12 protein-coding genes are annotated in these 16,051 nt (G+C 54.7%); 1 reads left to right on the forward strand and 11 read right to left on the reverse strand.

Going from position 1 to position 16,051, the window contains the following annotated elements:
* Positions 1–6: 6 nt before the first annotated feature.
* The gene (locus ACXAIA_RS09400; RefSeq protein ID WP_475349091.1) at positions 7–279 is read right to left on the reverse strand and encodes a ribbon-helix-helix domain-containing protein; all 273 of its coding nucleotides are present in this window, start codon (positions 277–279) and stop codon (positions 7–9) included.
* A gap of 74 nt (positions 280–353) precedes the next feature.
* On the opposite strand from ACXAIA_RS09400, the gene ACXAIA_RS09405 reads away from it, so the two are divergent.
* Positions 354–1,133 (forward strand): phosphodiesterase, encoded by a 780-nt coding sequence (locus ACXAIA_RS09405; protein WP_475349092.1) that lies wholly within the window; start codon positions 354–356, stop codon positions 1,131–1,133.
* A 6-nt stretch (positions 1,134–1,139) separates the two neighbouring features.
* Here the strand turns inward: ACXAIA_RS09405 and queG are convergent, their stop codons facing one another.
* The 10 genes from queG to ACXAIA_RS09455 all read right to left on the reverse strand — a co-directional run bounded on the left by queG (position 1,140) and on the right by ACXAIA_RS09455 (position 15,814).
* Positions 1,140–2,294 (reverse strand): tRNA epoxyqueuosine(34) reductase QueG, encoded by a 1,155-nt coding sequence (gene queG, locus ACXAIA_RS09410; RefSeq protein WP_475349093.1) that lies wholly within the window; start codon positions 2,292–2,294, stop codon positions 1,140–1,142.
* Between the two features lie 121 nt (positions 2,295–2,415).
* On the reverse strand, positions 2,416–4,935 hold the full coding sequence (locus ACXAIA_RS09415; RefSeq protein WP_475349094.1) for a TonB-dependent siderophore receptor: 2,520 nt from the start codon (positions 4,933–4,935) through the stop codon (positions 2,416–2,418).
* Between the two features lie 154 nt (positions 4,936–5,089).
* A complete protein-coding gene (locus tag ACXAIA_RS09420) occupies positions 5,090–6,085 on the reverse strand; it encodes a FecR family protein (protein ID WP_475349095.1) in 996 nt (331 codons plus the stop codon).
* 154 nt (positions 6,086–6,239) lie between these two features.
* A complete protein-coding gene (locus tag ACXAIA_RS09425; protein ID WP_475349096.1) occupies positions 6,240–6,764 on the reverse strand; it encodes an RNA polymerase sigma factor in 525 nt (174 codons plus the stop codon).
* A 204-nt stretch (positions 6,765–6,968) separates the two neighbouring features.
* The gene (queF, locus tag ACXAIA_RS09430; protein ID WP_475349097.1) at positions 6,969–7,436 is read right to left on the reverse strand and encodes a preQ(1) synthase; all 468 of its coding nucleotides are present in this window, start codon (positions 7,434–7,436) and stop codon (positions 6,969–6,971) included.
* A gap of 3 nt (positions 7,437–7,439) precedes the next feature.
* The gene (gene tgt, locus ACXAIA_RS09435; RefSeq protein WP_475349098.1) at positions 7,440–8,582 is read right to left on the reverse strand and encodes a tRNA guanosine(34) transglycosylase Tgt; all 1,143 of its coding nucleotides are present in this window, start codon (positions 8,580–8,582) and stop codon (positions 7,440–7,442) included.
* Positions 8,583–8,588: 6 nt separating this feature from the next.
* Positions 8,589–9,641, reverse strand: a complete 1,053-nt coding sequence (queA, locus tag ACXAIA_RS09440) for a tRNA preQ1(34) S-adenosylmethionine ribosyltransferase-isomerase QueA (protein WP_475349099.1) — start codon at positions 9,639–9,641, stop codon at positions 8,589–8,591.
* 125 nt (positions 9,642–9,766) lie between these two features.
* A complete protein-coding gene (locus ACXAIA_RS09445; protein ID WP_475347457.1) occupies positions 9,767–10,312 on the reverse strand; it encodes a VUT family protein in 546 nt (181 codons plus the stop codon).
* A 231-nt stretch (positions 10,313–10,543) separates the two neighbouring features.
* Positions 10,544–12,019: an inorganic phosphate transporter gene (locus tag ACXAIA_RS09450; RefSeq protein ID WP_475349100.1), complete on the reverse strand. Its 1,476-nt coding sequence runs from the start codon at positions 12,017–12,019 to the stop codon at positions 10,544–10,546.
* A 222-nt stretch (positions 12,020–12,241) separates the two neighbouring features.
* Positions 12,242–15,814 carry an AsmA family protein gene (locus ACXAIA_RS09455; RefSeq protein WP_475349101.1) on the reverse strand — a complete coding sequence of 1,191 codons (3,573 nt, stop codon included), beginning with the start codon at positions 15,812–15,814 and terminating at the stop codon, positions 12,242–12,244.
* Between the last annotated feature and the right edge of the window lie 237 nt (positions 15,815–16,051).

A 16,051-nucleotide genomic window follows, 5' to 3' on the forward strand; every position in this document is an offset into this window, starting at 1 on the left:
CCCTGCCTAAATTCGGTCGCTGCTGCTTTCAGGATCGGAAACCTCGGCATCATCATCGCTGCCCGCCAACCGGTTTTGCAGATCGCGCAGGACAAACAGACGCAGGGCACTCGAAAGGTTGCCTTCACGCTCCGTATCGATTTCGACAACCAGTTCGGCCAGCGTCATGTCGCGCCGCTCCGCAATGCCGAGCAGTGCTTCCCAGAAAGCATCTTCGAGGGAAAAGCTTGTCCGGTGGCCGGCAATTGTCACTGATCTTTTACGAACGGCATCTTCCATCGGCGTTTAATCTTTGATTCTTGGGTAAAAACGGCCATGATTTCAAAAGCTTTCCGCCATGATAGGGCATCGACATGAAATTCATACATCTTTCCGACCTTCACATTCTGGCCCGAAATGACGTATCGCGCCAACCCGATGCGGCCGCGACGCTCCGCAAGGTCATTGCAGAGGTCAATACCTATCACGCGGATGCTGAAATCTGCATCATCACAGGTGACATCACCCATCGCGGCACGCCGGAACAGTATGAACACGCGGTCGAGATCCTCTCGGACCTTGCCATTCCCTATCTGATTATCCCGGGCAATCACGATATCCGCGAAGGATTTTGCGATGCCTTCCCGACTGCCGAGACCGACACTCATGGCTTTGTCAATTTCGGGCGAACCTTCAATGGTGTGCGCTTTGTGATGATGGACAGTATCGTGCCCGGTCACCATCACGGTACGCTGTGCGCACAACGTTTGGACTGGTTGCGTGATGAACTGACGGCCCATCGCGATACGCCGACCTTCCTGTTCATGCACCACCCACCGATGAAAATGGGTTTGCCCTTCATGGATACGATCCGCCTTGATGCCGAAGACGCACTTGGTGAAATCGTCTTAGCCAATCCGCAGATCAAACATCTGTTCTTTGGTCACCTGCATCGCCCGTCGACCGGCACATGGCTTGGCGTTCCATTTATTCTGGGCAACAGCACCCAATCAGGTGAACCGCTTGATTTCCGTCACGAGAAAGAAGAAGAGCTCCAGGATCCCAATCCGCTCGGACCGGGTTATGGCATTGCCTTTGCCGATAGCGCGGGCGGGCTTCGCTATCACTTCAATTTCGTGAAGTTTGATATGTAGGTCGGATCAGGCTGCTTCTGCAGCCCGATCCCATTCCTCGCGAACGGTTGCGTCCGCTTCGCCCGCCGCATATGTGTCGCGCTTTTGGGCAAACGCCGCAGGCTCCATCAATTGCGACAGGGCCCAGACTGCACTGGCACGGATCAAGGCACTTTCATCTGACAGCAGCTGTTCAATACGCGGGATCAAACGCGGTGCCCCGCTATTGCCCGCAGCGATCAGAACATTGCGCAGGAACTTTGTCCGGCCGATCCGCTTGATTGGCGATCCGGTAAAGAAGGCGCGAAAGCCCGCATCATCAAGATCAAGAAAATCGGCCAGTCGCGGCGCGGTCAGTTCAACACGCGGGATAAAGGCCAATTCTTCCGTTCGGCTGGCAAACTTGTTCCATGGGCAAGCTGCAAGACAATCATCACAGCCATAGATACGATTACCCATGGGTTTGCGGAACTCGAACGGGATCGGTCCGTCATGTTCGATGGTCAGATAGGAAATGCACTTTCGCGCATCAAGCTTGTAAGGGGCTGGAAAGGCATCTGTCGGACAGGCAGACAGGCATTTCGAGCAGGACCCGCAATGATCGATTTCCGGTTCTGCTTCCGGCAATTCAAGGGTTGTAAAAACCTCACCTAGGAACAGCCAGCTGCCAAATTCACGCGAAACAAGATTGGTGTGCTTTCCCTGCCAGCCAATGCCCGATGCCTGCCCAAGCGGCTTTTCGAGAACCGGGGCGGTATCGACGAACACCTTGACCTGCTCCGTCCCGCCGGACTGCTCAACGACCCAGCGCGCCAGCTGCTTCAGGCGCTTTTTGATCAGGTCGTGATAGTCCTTGTTCTTGGCATAGACCGAAATCATCGCCCGGTCGGGGTGATCGAGCAGCGCCATCGGGTTTTCCGCCGGGCCATAATTACTGCCAAGGACGATGACCGATTTGACATCGGCCCACAGCTTTTCCGGATCACGCCGACGCGGCAGTCGTTCAGGATCATTCATCCAGCCCATGGAGCCGTATTCACCAGCGGCGACAAATTCATCAAGCCGCTTCTGATTGCGCGCATCAATCTTTGGCCGCGCCACACCACAGACATCAAAGCCGATTTCACGGGCTTTGGCCTGAAGCATCTCAAACGTGATGTTTTGGCGCGTTTTCGTCGTCATGACTTGGGTCGGGCTTGTCTTGTTTCACGGCCTCTCTCTGCTGCCTTATATAATCATCCACCCAAAACGCAAAAGGCCGCAGCACAAAGCTGCGGCCATCACGAAATAAGGATAGCAGAAATCAGAAGTTCGCTGTTAATGAAAACTTCGCAGTTAACGGGTCCCCCATAGTTAGATAACCTCCATTTGCCGACGACCAATAATTGTTATCGGTAATGTTTTCGACATTGGCGCGGAACGTAACCGGGTAATCATAAACCTCAGTTTTGTACTGCCCACCAATGTCTAGCCGTGTCCATGAGGGAATTTCTAACGTATTGGATTCGTTGACGAACTGCGAAGCGGTATGGATCACCCGTGCATTAACAGTTGCACCATCCAAAAATGGAAGATCATATTCCATATTCAGTTTCGCAACATAGTCAGGAACGCCAGAGGGTTTATTTCCATCATTAGTCCCCCCTGCCGTGCCACTGAGTTCTGCATCATAAAGACTAAATCCACCTAGAACACGGACTCCGCTGACCGGTTCTCCAAAAGCAGTCAATTCCACGCCGCGTAATTTTTGTTCCCCATCTGCAGCAAATATAGAGGTATCCGCATTGGTATAGGCTGATGGTTTGGAAATCTCAAAAAGAGCGAGGCTCCCGCCTAACACACCATAGTCGAACTTTACGCCTAGTTCGTACTGTTCCGTTTGGTAGGGTGCAAGCGTTTCACCAGTATTTGCTGCAGAGTTTGGCGCCGTTTCACCCTGTTGTAGTGACTCGGTGTAGTTGGCATAAACCGACCATTGTTCATCAATATTTCCAACGATACCAACTACGGGAGACAGTTCTGTCTCATTGTAGTTTTCGGACTCGGCGCCTGTTGCCAGATCAAAAGTTGTCACATTGATCTTCTGCTGGCGCAGTCCCCCGGTTAAGTGAATTTTATCATCCCAGAAACTCAAGGTGTCCGCCAAGAAATAGCTCGTCATTCTGGTGGTGTCGCGCAAGGCAAGATCTTCCAGATCACCTCGCGCAAATGTCACGGTCGAACTGTGACCGGCGGGATGGCTACCAAAAATGTTCCCGCCATCCACTGCCGTTGAATAAAATTCATAGGCCTGATGATTTTTCTGCCAGATACCTGATGCGCCAAAATTGAGTTCATGCTTAATAGTAGCTGTCTCGAATTCGTGACGCATGCCGACCATTGTACTGGTACTGTCATCCTGTCGATTGATTATTGAAGCTCCATAATCCGCCGTACCATCGACATCTTTTAATTTTGGCGTGGAATAACCGCCACCTTCCTCCATGTGACGAGCACCAATTACGGCATAAATCATTGCGCTGTCAGTCACATCATATTCGGTGCGAAGCTGCCCGAACGTGTCTTGCAGGTTACTATATGTCCATTCACTATTATAATTGAAGCTTGAGGAAGGGGCATCTGGTATACCTGTAAGACCAGAATCAATACGAATACCAGTACGGCCATTCTCAATATTTTGCTCGTTAAATGCGACATCGAGATTCACGCGCAGTCTCTCTCCAAGATAATCAAGGGCGAGTGCGGCTAGTTTGGTTTCCCGGTTTTCATCGTCAATCGCGGTTCCACCATTCCGGTAAAGGATATTGCTCCGAGCACCGAACCGGTTATCAGCACCAAACCGGCGACCAACATCAAGATGCCCACCTACTTGGCTGGTTCCGCCGTAACTCGATGTGAAATCTGTAACAGGGGCATTCGTCGCCCTTTTCGGCACAAGGTTGATCGTTCCACCAACCCCAGACGATGTCGGCGGCACCCCGTTCAGGAATGTTGATCCCCCCTTCAATACTTCAACACGCTCGAACATTTCTATTGCAGGCAACTGGCGCGGCACTGTCCCATACATACCGTCCATGGATACGTCACTGACATCCAGATCAAACCCTCGCACGGTAAATCGATTAGCGAAAGTCCCGCTGCCAATCGAATTGGTGACCGATGGATCACTATCCACTACATCCGCAATGTCCTGTGCGTTAAGGCTTTGGATCAGTTCACTCGTATAGCTAGTCGTCGAAAACGGACTATCCATATTGTCCATGTTTCCAAGGACTCCGGCGCGGCCACCTGTTGCCACTAAACCACCGGCGTATACTCCGGGAAGAGGTTTTCTTGGGCCCAATGCATTCGCTTCAACCCGAACAGGATCAAGAACGTTTTCGCCTTCTGCAGCAACCTTCTCGATGGTGATGATTCCATCATCGGTAAATCGCCAGGTAAATCCAGATCCACTCAGAAGCCTTGAAAGAGCAGCATCAACCGACATTTTCCCTTGAAGTGCTGGCACTTCAAGTCCGCCAAGCCCCTCGGATGGAAAAAACAGTTTCAAATCAGCCTGATCTGCCAATGCAGTCAATGCACGGTCAAGGTCCTGTGCCGGAATATCGAGTGTAACAATCATCGATTGGGCGATTTCGATACGCGGCCCAACCTGCGGCTCCATATTGGCCGCTTCTGCCTGCCACGGGCTCAGGATGGCCGAGCCGGAAATAAGTGTGGTTGCAACAAGCCTGCGCACCCAAAGGCTGCGCGATCCCCCATGACGAAGATTGACCGACGCTTCGGTGGTCGTTTTCGTCATCGCATTTACTGAACTCATCATAAGGCCTTCTGATTATATTTCCCAATGCGAATGATATTCAGAACTACAATCATTCGCTTTTGGCCTTAAGACGATCTCACCCAACGAGACTTGCACCAGATTTTTCAATTTTTTTTGATTTTTGGCTAAACCACTGGAATACAGATGCCTTTTACTAGTAGATCACCGTCAACAGCGGCAACTTAAGGATGCTGGCACCCGCTGTTTGCTCAATCGATTGCAACAAATCATCAAGTTCCGCTGTTTCAAAAACCCCGGTCACTTTCATATCGCGCAGCGCGTCCCGGGCGATAACAATTCGTCCCGGCTTGTGGCGCTGTGCTTCGGCAATGACATCTCCGAGCGGGCGGCTGTTAAAGATCAGTTTGCCGCGCTGCCAACTGCCATAGCCACCAAGATCGACACCGGCGTTCAGTTCAGGCACCTGCCCGTTTTGATAGGTTGCCTGTTCGCCCGCTGACAGTCGAAGGGCAGAACCCCCTCCATTGCGCACCTCAACAATGCCTTCCTGCACAGTAACCTTTGCGCAATCATCTGTGATCCGCACGCCATACACGGTACCAACGGCCATTGCCTGCCCATCAAGCGCAGAAACGATGAAGGGATGGTTTGCATCCTTGGCAACATCAAAGATGACTTCACCGAACGCCAAACTGACACGCCGCACATCACCGGAAAAATCAATCGAGAAGGCAGATGCCGTATTCATATGCGCCACAGACCCGTCGGGAAGTTCGATGGTCTGATACTGCCCCGTATCGGTCACATAGTCCGCGTTATAGCGGTTCCATATGTCCCCGGCTTCAAAGCCCGCAAACACCAGCATCAGCATCGCAGCGATACCGGCCACGGCAGAAACAACCGGGCGTCGACGCATAAAACCGTACGACCGCGCAGAAGCCGATGGGTTGTTGGAGACAGTCGAGGTCAACGACGCGCCTTGCAGGGCAACCGGCTCGCGCCAGTCGGCATGCTGGGCGATTTGGGTTTCGCCAACGGCACCAATCAGGCTTTCTGCATCGCGGGCGGCGCGTTCATGGGCGTCGCTTTGGGCGCGCCAGATTTCGAATTCATGAAACTCGGCAGACGCGGCATCCCCGGAATGCAGACGCACCAGACGTTCGATGGCCTGATCGCTGAGTACGATCATGTCATCGTCATAGTCCTGCAGCACTATGGCCTGGTCTGTGCTTATACCGGACGTCAAAACCTGTATCCCCGAATATCCATTCCGGCCACGCCTGACACGCAACCCCTGTTCATTAGACGAATAACCGCGATCAAATCCGCAACAAAATTTATCATTATTTTTTGCCCTCCGCCAAAAGGGCATCACGGCAATGCTTTAAAGCACGCGCGATATATTTGGCGACCATGCTGTTTGAAACACCCAGCCGGTCAGCGATTTCGGTGTGTGACAGCCCATCAACACGAAACAGCAAAAGTGCCTGGCGCGGTTTATCGGGCAACTCGGAAAGCGCTTTATCCATGATCGCGATCTGTTCACGCGAAAGGACAATCTTTTCCGGACCGGGCTTGGGATCAAGAATGTCTGATTGCGCCTGATCCGTTTCGACATGCGCCGACATCCGCCGTTCACGACGAATGCGATCAATCGCAAGGTTCCCCGCCACGCGATAGATATAAGCACGCGGATTATCGATGGTTTCATCAAGGTCGGACGTTCCGGCAAGCCGGACATAGGTATCCTGCACCACATCGGCTGCGCGTTCAGAATCGCCATTAAGCTTCCGAGTCAAAAACCGCAGAAGCTGTTCATAGTTTTCCTGAAAACTTGCAATCAAGATTGATGCGCTGCTGCGCGCCATTGATGTCGACCATTCGTTGCCAAAAGACAGGCAAATACCTGATGGCAATCGAATAACAGCAAACTCAACTTATGACAATGAGAATAATTCGCAAAATACCAGCCGACTCAAACCGCTTAATTGCCGACAAACAAAAAGACCGCCCGGCATTCCGTAGCGGTCTTTTCCATTAGCTTATGCGTGCTGTGGTACCCGTTCTGGTGCTTAACCGCGTCCGCGATACGGGGCCACACCCTGTTCGGGGATCCAGACACCATCCGGGGCCGGGCCGGTCTGATAAAACACATCAATCGGAATGCCGCCGCGCGGATACCAGTATCCGCCAATGCGCAGCCATTTCGGATCAAGGGTCTCGACAATGCGTTTGCCGACCTTGATCGTGCAATCTTCATGGAAAGATCCGTGGTTGCGGAACGAGGTCAGGAAAAGCTTGAGCGACTTGCTTTCCACCAGCCAGTCACCGGGCACATAATCAATCACCAGATGGGCGAAATCCGGCTGGCCCGTGATCGGGCAAAGCGATGTAAATTCCGGTGCAACAAACCGCACGCAGTAATCGGTTCCGGCCTGCGGATTTGAAACGCGCTCCAGAACAGCTTCATCTGGCGATGCCGGTTGCTGAGTATCGCCGCCCAGCATGGTCAGGTTGTCATAGATCGTTTGATCGGCCATGGCTTAATCCTCGATAATCGGCACGGGATCGATATCCCCGCCTTCCTGTCCGGCATAGAAATCGCGCGCAAAGGCGTCCATGCGTCCCTCGGCAATGGCTTCGCGCATGCCACGCATCAGGTCCTGATAATAGGCAAGGTTGTGCCAGGTCAGCAGAACCGCACCAAGGATTTCGCCCGCCTTGATAAGATGATGTAGATAGGCACGCGAATACTTCGTACAGGCCGGGCAACCGCACTGATCATCGAGCGGACGATCATCATCGCGATGACGACCGTTTTTAAGGTTCAATGTCCCGCGATGGGTAAAGGCCTGCGCATTACGCCCGGAACGCGTCGGCAGCACACAATCAAACTGGTCAATCCCGCGCATCACCGCACCGACAAGGTCGGACGGTTTGCCAACCCCCATCAGATAGCGCGGCTTGTTGCTCGGCAGCATATCAACGCAGAAATCAAGCGTATCAAACATGATCTGCTGGCCTTCGCCAACCGCAAGACCGCCCACCGAATGGCCCGGAAGATCGAGTTCAGCGAGCTTTTCGGAGCTTTCACGCCGCAGGTTTTCAAAAACACTGCCCTGCTGAATGCCATAAAGCGCGTACCCTTCGCGGTTCACAAACGCATCCTTGGACCGTTTCGCCCAGCGCATCGACATCTGCATGCTTTCGCGCGCCTGCTGTTCGGTCGCCGGGAACGGGGTGCATTCATCAAACGCCATGGTAATGGTCGAGCCCAGCAGATGCTGGATTTCCATCGAGCGTTCCGGCGTCAGGTTGAACTTGCGCCCGTCGATATGGCTTTTGAAGGTCACACCGTCTTCGGTGATCTTGCGCAGTTTTGCCAGTGACATGACCTGATACCCGCCACTGTCGGTCAGGATCGGTTTGTCCCAGTTCATGAATTTATGCAGACCACCCAAACGCGCGATGCGTTCCGCACCCGGGCGCAGCATGAGGTGATAGGTATTGCCCAGAAGGATCTGCGCCCCTGTATCGGCGACGTTTTCAGGCAGCATGCCCTTAACTGTCGCAGCCGTGCCGACCGGCATGAAAGTCGGCGTATCAATGACGCCGTGGGCGGTGTGAATGCGTCCCAGACGGGCCTTGCCATCCTGGGCAAGCAATTCATAGCGAAATTCGGTCATCGGTTCTTATGTCCGTGCATCAATTTTGTTGGCGCATTCAAGCAGGCTGCAATCGCCATAGGAATAAAAGCGGTATTCGTTTTCGATGGCGTGGTTGTAGGCCGCCTTCATCCGCTCAAACCCGGCAAAGGCCGAGACCAGCATAAACAGGGTCGAGCGCGGCAGATGGAAGTTGGTCAAAAGCATATCCACCGCGCGGAACTTGTAGCCCGGCGTGATAAAGATGTCGGTCTCTGCCTCAAACGGTTCAACCACCCCGTCTTCGCGCGCCGCACTTTCAAGCAAACGCAGCGACGTAGTCCCCACCGCAATCACCCGTCCGCCATTGGCATGGGTTTCGTTGATCAGGTCCGCGATTTCCTTGCTGATCGATCCCCATTCAGCATGCATCTTGTGATCGTCGGTATCATCAACCTTGACCGGCAGGAACGTCCCCGCCCCGACATGAAGCGTGATCGTGCGGCGATTGATCCCGCGCGCATCGAGATTGGCCAGAAGATCCGGGGTAAAATGCAATCCCGCCGTCGGGGCCGCCACCGCGCCATCCTTTTGGGCAAAGATGGTCTGATAATCGGACTTGTCCTGATCATCGCCACCGGCATCACGCCGGATATAGGGCGGCAGTGGCATGACACCGAATTCTTCAAGGGCCGCGATCAGGTCGGCACCGGATTTATTAAAGCGCAAGGTAACTTCGCCGCCATCCTTCTTGGCAAGAACTTCGGCTTCGAATGCGTCATTGACCTTGAAGGTTTCCCCGATGCGCAGTTTTTTGGCCGGTTTGGCAAACGCCACCCAAGTACCAAGGCCTTCCTGTTTGTGCAGGGTGACTTCAACTTTGGCATCCCCACGTTTGCCAAAAAGGCGGGCCGGAATAACGCGCGTATCATTGGAAATCAGAAAATCACCGGGACGCAGAATATCGGGTAGCTCACGCACGATGCGGTCCTGTGTCCCGTCGCCTGACAAATCAAGCATACGGGCTGCATCCCGCGGATTGGCCGGATGTTCGGCAATGCGTTCGCGCGGCAATTCAAAATCGAACAGATCGACTTTCATGGATCAGGGCAATTCCGGGTCAATTGAAAAAGCAAATGAAGGGGCGTCTTATGCGCCCCTTCAGAATAAATCACAAGGCCATGAACGGCATATCTGATCCGCCCTGACCCTGTATCCGTTTGGGCTCAGCCCCGGGCCGGTTCCGCATTGACGCGCGGGGTGATCACACTCATCAGCAGACGGAACGGTGCCAGGCAGGTCAGTGCCATGATCATCTTGGCGGCAAAATCGCCCATCGCCCACGTATCCCACGGAAGGCCGGTACCAGCAAAGGCGATCGAGAAGAACAAGGCAGTATCCACGGCCGAGCCGATCCCCGATGACACCAGCGGGGCTTTCCACCAGCTTGCGCGGCGCAGTTTGTCAAACACGGTGACATCGAGCATCTGGGCAATCAGGAATGCCGATCCCGATGCGATGGCAATACGGGTATCTGCAAAGATCAGCGACAAAACAACTGCCAACGCAAAACCGGCCAGCACGACAACACGTGCCGCCGCCGCCCCACGGGCACGGTTGGTCAGGTCGGTAACAAGGAAGGCGACCGGATAGGTAAAGGCGCCATAGGTCAGCCAGTCGGCCAGAACGCCCGGCAGCGGGTATTCAACCAGAATGTTCGATGCGACAACGGTCACCGCCATGGCGAGGACCCCGAAAATGATCGCTTTCATGTTTTAGCCCTTCTAAGCAAGTGAACCCACGCATAACAAATCTCGCGGCCCACCGAACTGGGCGACGATCACGAACGGATTCTGTGTAACTTTGGTGCGGCTGTTTACGCGCAGACCAAAGGTCGGTCAAGGAAAAACGGCGATCAGGAAACCCTGATCGCCGCTGCAGATCGCTGCAAGTCGCCCCGGGGAAAGTGGGGCGCCGCGCCGCGAAACTATATTCGTATGCGATTACAGCATGATGCCGCGAATGGTGAAGAACAGCAGCGCACCAAGGAAGGCACCGGCCGGAACCGTCACCACCCATGCGGTCGCAATCGTCACCGCATAGCGACGGCGCACCAGCAGGCGCTTGCGGAATTTCTTCTCTGCCTTTTTGGCTTCATTCGGATCGATCTGGCGCAGTGCCTCGATATGGGCATCGGCCTGCTCGTCCTCAGTGCGATCCACCAGCATCGGCGGTGCAATCTTACGACGACGATGTGACAGGCTTTCACGCAGGAAACCAACCCCGAACACCGCACCGACCGCAATGTGGGTCGAGCTGACCGGAAGCCCCAGCGCAGACGCAATGATCACGGTAATCGCCGCCGACAGCGCCACCGTATAGGCCCGGATCGGATCGAGCTTGGTAATCTTCGAGCCGACAGTCTTAATCAGTTTCGGACCAAACAGGATCAGACCAGCAGAGATACCAACGGCACCAATCACCATCACCCAGATCGGGATCGGGGCAGATGTGACGATCTCACCGCTATCAATCCCTGACACAATGGCGGCAAGCGGACCGATGGCATTGGCCACATCGTTCGAACCGTGGGCAAAGGACAACAGGGCAGCTGAAACCACCAGCGGAACCCGAAACAGCGATGCGATTTCCTTACGGCGGCCTTCCATATTGGCAGAAGCCCGGATGACAGCCTTGCGCATCGGAATAAGGGTCAGGAAGAAGGCGGCAACACCAATCGCCAGCACGACGGAAATGTCGGCCTTCCAGATTTTCTTGACGCCCTTCATCATCAGATAGACCGAGAAGACCGAAACCATCAAGGCGACCAGAACCGGCACCCATTTGCGTGCAGCCGTCACGCGGTCATTCTGATACAGCACCCGGAATTTGATGAAAGCCAGGAAACCGGCCGCGATCAAACCGCCCAGCACCGGAGAAATCACCCAGCTTGCCGCGATGGTTCCCATGGTCGGCCAATTGACCGCACCAAGACCAACGGCTGCCATACCAGCCCCCATCACCCCGCCAACAATCGAGTGGGTGGTTGAAACCGGCGCGCCAAGCCACGTCGCCAGGTTAAGCCAAAGGGCTGCTGCCAGAAGCGCCGCCATCATCGCCCACACAAAGGTCTGTGCATCGGGCATGGCGGTTGGATCAATGATGCCTTTTTTGATGGTGCCGACGACATCGCCACCGGCAATGATCGCACCGGCAGCTTCGCAGATGGCGGCAATCAACAACGCGCCAACCATGGTCAGCGCCTTGGACCCGACCGCCGGACCCACATTGTTGGCCACATCATTGGCGCCAATGTTAAGCGCCATATAGCCGCCGATAACGGCCGCAGCGATCAGAAAGCCGCTTTGCGGCAGACCACCCATGTGAAAGGCAACAAACGCACTACAGGCAAGGAGGAAAACAAGTGCCAGACCCAGCTTTGCACTGATCGACGCTGTTTCACCCAGCCCCGCATCCATGCGCTTTTGCCACCTGAGATCCTTATCCAGAGCAGTTTTCTTTACCAACATAATCAACCGTTACCGTCAAAGGGAATCGACGGGCGGATCATGTCGAAGCCGGACCTCTTTGTTAAGGTTTTTTTGCTTATTTATGACACCCCTTAATCAACCCATTGATCATAAACAAAAACGGCCCCACAAAGTGGAGCCGTTTTGGGGTAATTACACCGCTCGAAAGTGTTAGCGACCGAACTGGTTCAACAGACCTTTCAGAAGCCCTTTGGCCGCGTCCTCGGCGGAGCCACTGCCAGACCCGGACCCGCCATCACTTGAACCATCACCACCAAGTGCCTTGTCGATGATGTTATCAAGAACGCGCACAGCGACCTTGTCCATCCGCCCGGTAATGGCCGGATCGTCAATCTTGCCTTTGGCATAGACACTGAACGGCGGCAGTTCTTCGATTTTTTCCGAGAAATCAAAGTCGGCCTGCGTATCCATCACCCAGCGCGGCAGATCAAGGGTGGCATCCGCATCCGCCGTACCAACGCGCGAAACGGCAGCAACACGGGTGGTCTTGGCAATCCCGTCGGTAATGGTCATGTCGGCTTCAAGTGACTGCAACAGATCGTTATTACCGACCCCTTCAACCACCATGGCCTGCGGGCCCTGACGCAGCAGAGCTTCGATATTCAGGCTCGGGTCCGTTGAACGATTATCCGCATTGCTGAAACGCACGTCATTCAAAACCAGATTGGCGGTGCCATTAAGTGCCGAGACCAGACGACGCGATGTGTTGCCATTGGCATTAACATCAAATGTCAGGCCTGCCCCACCCAGGATGGTGTCATTGGCAACCTTGATCGGCGCCAGGCTTTCGATCCGTGCGCCATCAAGCTTGCCGGCAAGCGCCAGTTTCGGAACATCTGCACTGCGGGCATCAAATGTCCCGTTGATGGCAAGATCGCCCTGCCCCAAAAGCCCGGTAAAGGACGGAATGGTCAGAAGACCCCCAACCAGATTTGCCTTCAGGTCCGGATTGATCAGGCTGTAGGTATCAAAATCAAGCTGATCCAGTCCGATGGCGATATCCGCATCGATCGAGCGCAGGGCCGACACATCAATCTCATTGTCATCCCACGGCGTGCCATCACGCGCATCGACCCGGGTGACCGTCATGGATTTTGGCAGATTGAATGCCGCCTTGCGCGGACCACTGCCGATACCAGGCATCAGGCTTGCGCGTTCTGCAGCTGGCAGCAACGGATCGACGACAAGCGTGCCACCAGAAAGGCTGACAGAAAGCTTGGGCTGTGCCTGCGACGCATCGAAACGGACGTTACCATTGGTTTCAAACGCCCCAAGGATAAGCTTAAGTCCATCCAGCGCGACATTCTGCGCATTGCCCTGAACATTGCCCGACACCGCCAGACGGCCAAGATTGCCCGATGGCGTATAGGTCGGTGCGAGAAGTTCCAGCGCCCGGTTCAGGCTTGATGCCTGCACGGCAAGCTTGCCATCAATGCCCGGATTGCTGCCCAGCATTTCCGAAACAACCCCATCAAGGGCCACCTGGAGAAGCGGGTTGGAAACATCAACCGCAACCGTCGGACCCGTCACCAGACCATTCAGACCAAGATTGGCCTGAACACTCTTGTAGCTGCTGGCCGGGGCCGGCAGGGTAATGCCCGTAAGCCTTGCCAGCGGCTCAAGCGTTTTGGCGGTCACGCGCACCGACAAATTATCAAAGGCCGGAACATTGGCCGAACCGTTAAACACACCCTTTGCACTGGCCGAAAGCCCGGCGGCATCAGCAACGGCAAAGTTGGTGAGCGTAATATTCGGGCCGATGATGCTGCCATCAATTGAAATGCCCCGTACCGAGACACCCGATGAAATGATTTCATCGGCCGCCAGTCGGTAATTGGCCGCAAGCCCTTCAAGCGGCGCCAACGCATCCTTGATCACCTTGACCATATCGGGCTTTGGCGCAGACGCACTGCCGGTCCCCGAAGATTCTGTTCCACCCTCGCCGGATGACGCAGAACCCGCATCCGACGTCGTGGAGACTGAAACCTCTGCATCCGGGCTGGCGGCGATGTATTGATCAAGGTTGATACGATCAAGCTTGAGCCCAATGCCCAATGCCGGCAGGCCCGATCCACTCAGATTGGCGACAACCGCACCCCGAATGGCGGTGTCATCTACCCGCAGATCAAGGTCGGAAATGTTAAGCTGTTCCGGGGTTCCTTCAATGCCACCGGTCAAGGAGAACCGGCGCAGACGATCAGCACGAATGCCATCCACATCCGCCCCCAGCCAACGAATAACAGCACGGATATTTTCCGAGGCCACTTCGTAGCTCAGCTCGGCACTTGGTGTTGGGGTTTCACCGGAAATGCTGCCAAACACGGCGACGTCGGTTCCGCCCGGCAGACCGGCGGACACCTCGTTCAGCGTGACTTTGCTGTTGGCGATTGCGGCATTGATCCGCGCATTGTGGACCGGTGTTTGATTATAGATCAGGGTTTCGACTTCAAAATCGATCGAGGCGGTCAGATCGGCCGGAATGACCGGGGCGTCGGCCGCACCAGATTTCTTGACCGAACTTTGCGAAGGAATGGATTGCGCGCCACCTTCCGCATCGCCTGACGCTGGTGATGTGCTTTCGCCATTGTCGCTGGCTGCAGGCGACGCAGCGCCATCGCCCATATCGGCAAGGACCAGAATGCTATCAAGATCAAGCTGGTTAAAGCGAAGGGCAACATCGGCACTCAGGCTCGGTTCCTGATCAATGGCAATCGCGCCCGACCCGCGGGTTTCACCAAAGCGGATCGAAAGATCATTGAGCGTGACCGATTTGGCATTGGCGGTAATATGTCCGCCAAGATCAAGCGGCTTGGCGGCGATATCGGGGATATCGGCGTTGTCACCGGCAATGCGAAGGGCAGCTTCGCGCAGATCGTCAAAATCACTGTCGATTTCGCCGTCAAAACCTGGGTTCTCCGATGAAAGATCGACACGCCCGGCAACGGTAACACCCCCATCAACCTCATCAATGCCGAGTTTCAGGCTGACCGGGAACGGGGCGGTCTGGCTGATTTCTCCGACATTCAGTGCAAAGGTCAGCGGGATACCACGATAGAAGACATAACCTTCACCCTCGATCGGGCCATTCAGGGTCTGGGCGGATACACCAAGGGTCAGGCCCTCGATACGTTCTTCGGAGCCCGGCGCGCGATAGATGATGGTCGCATTTTCGATCTCGAGACGATCAACCTGAATGGTGCTGGCGAAATCACTGCCTGCCGCGTCGCCGCTTTCAGCTGCAGCGTCTCCGCCTTCAGCCGGTGCCGACGTTGTTTCACTATCCGTGCCCGGCGTGGTGATCATGCCAGCATCCGGACCTGAACGCGTTGCCTGATCGGGATCGAACACAAGGTTGTTGCTGCCATCTTCAAAGGTTTCGATGGCAATCACCGGATTGATCAGGCTGACTTCAGTCACCTGCACATTACCGGTCAGAAGCGGCATCAAGGCAACGGAAACCCGGACCTCGCCAATCTCGACCATGTTGGCATCCTGTGCGCTTGGCACATTGCCCAGGCTGACATCGGTTGCCGTCAAGGAGGGCGACGGGATGAGAGACATCGACAGATCGCCAGCAAGGTTCAGTTCGCGTCCGGTCGCATCACGGACAGCCTGACTGATCTGTGCCTTATAGCCATTCCAGTCGATCAGCGACGGAATGATCAGCAACGCGGCAACAAGAACCACGAGAAGTGCACCAATTGCAGCAAGGATTTTTTTCAACAGTCAGGCTCCGCTAGATCTCAAGGTCATCCGCCATATATGACGGCAACCCACAAAGGTTTGATTTTATGTCCGAAAGCATAAGGCTCGTGATGACTCTCGCAACAGAAAATGGCCGAAGATTAAAGCTAATTTCGGGCAAACTTGATCATTCTGTAACTCGGCGTTGAGCCCGTTGTTCCCAAAGCACCCTCTTCATGTGTGCAAACATCGCGGCCGGATCAAGCATCATGTTGA

It is taken from the genome of Thalassospira sp. ABL2_045 (assembly GCF_056161285.1).

Excerpts from the sequence above, each read along its gene's own strand:
- ACXAIA_RS09425 (WP_475349096.1), bottom strand. The coding sequence starts at position 6,764 with ATGGCGCGCAGCAGCGCATCAATCTTGATTGCAAGTTTTCAGGAAAAC.
- queG (WP_475349093.1), bottom strand. The coding sequence starts at position 2,294 with ATGACGACGAAAACGCGCCAAAACATCACGTTTGAGATGCTTCAGGCC.
- queA (WP_475349099.1), bottom strand. The coding sequence starts at position 9,641 with ATGAAAGTCGATCTGTTCGATTTTGAATTGCCGCGCGAACGCATTGCC.
- ACXAIA_RS09405 (WP_475349092.1), top strand. The coding sequence starts at position 354 with ATGAAATTCATACATCTTTCCGACCTTCACATTCTGGCCCGAAATGAC.
- queF (WP_475349097.1), bottom strand. The coding sequence starts at position 7,436 with ATGGCCGATCAAACGATCTATGACAACCTGACCATGCTGGGCGGCGAT.
- ACXAIA_RS09420 (WP_475349095.1), bottom strand. The coding sequence starts at position 6,085 with ATGATCGTACTCAGCGATCAGGCCATCGAACGTCTGGTGCGTCTGCAT.
- tgt (WP_475349098.1), bottom strand. The coding sequence starts at position 8,582 with ATGACCGAATTTCGCTATGAATTGCTTGCCCAGGATGGCAAGGCCCGT.
- ACXAIA_RS09415 (WP_475349094.1), bottom strand. The coding sequence starts at position 4,935 with ATGATGAGTTCAGTAAATGCGATGACGAAAACGACCACCGAAGCGTCG.
- ACXAIA_RS09445 (WP_475347457.1), bottom strand. The coding sequence starts at position 10,312 with ATGAAAGCGATCATTTTCGGGGTCCTCGCCATGGCGGTGACCGTTGTC.
- ACXAIA_RS09450 (WP_475349100.1), bottom strand. The coding sequence starts at position 12,019 with ATGGATGCGGGGCTGGGTGAAACAGCGTCGATCAGTGCAAAGCTGGGT.
- ACXAIA_RS09400 (WP_475349091.1), bottom strand. The coding sequence starts at position 279 with ATGGAAGATGCCGTTCGTAAAAGATCAGTGACAATTGCCGGCCACCGG.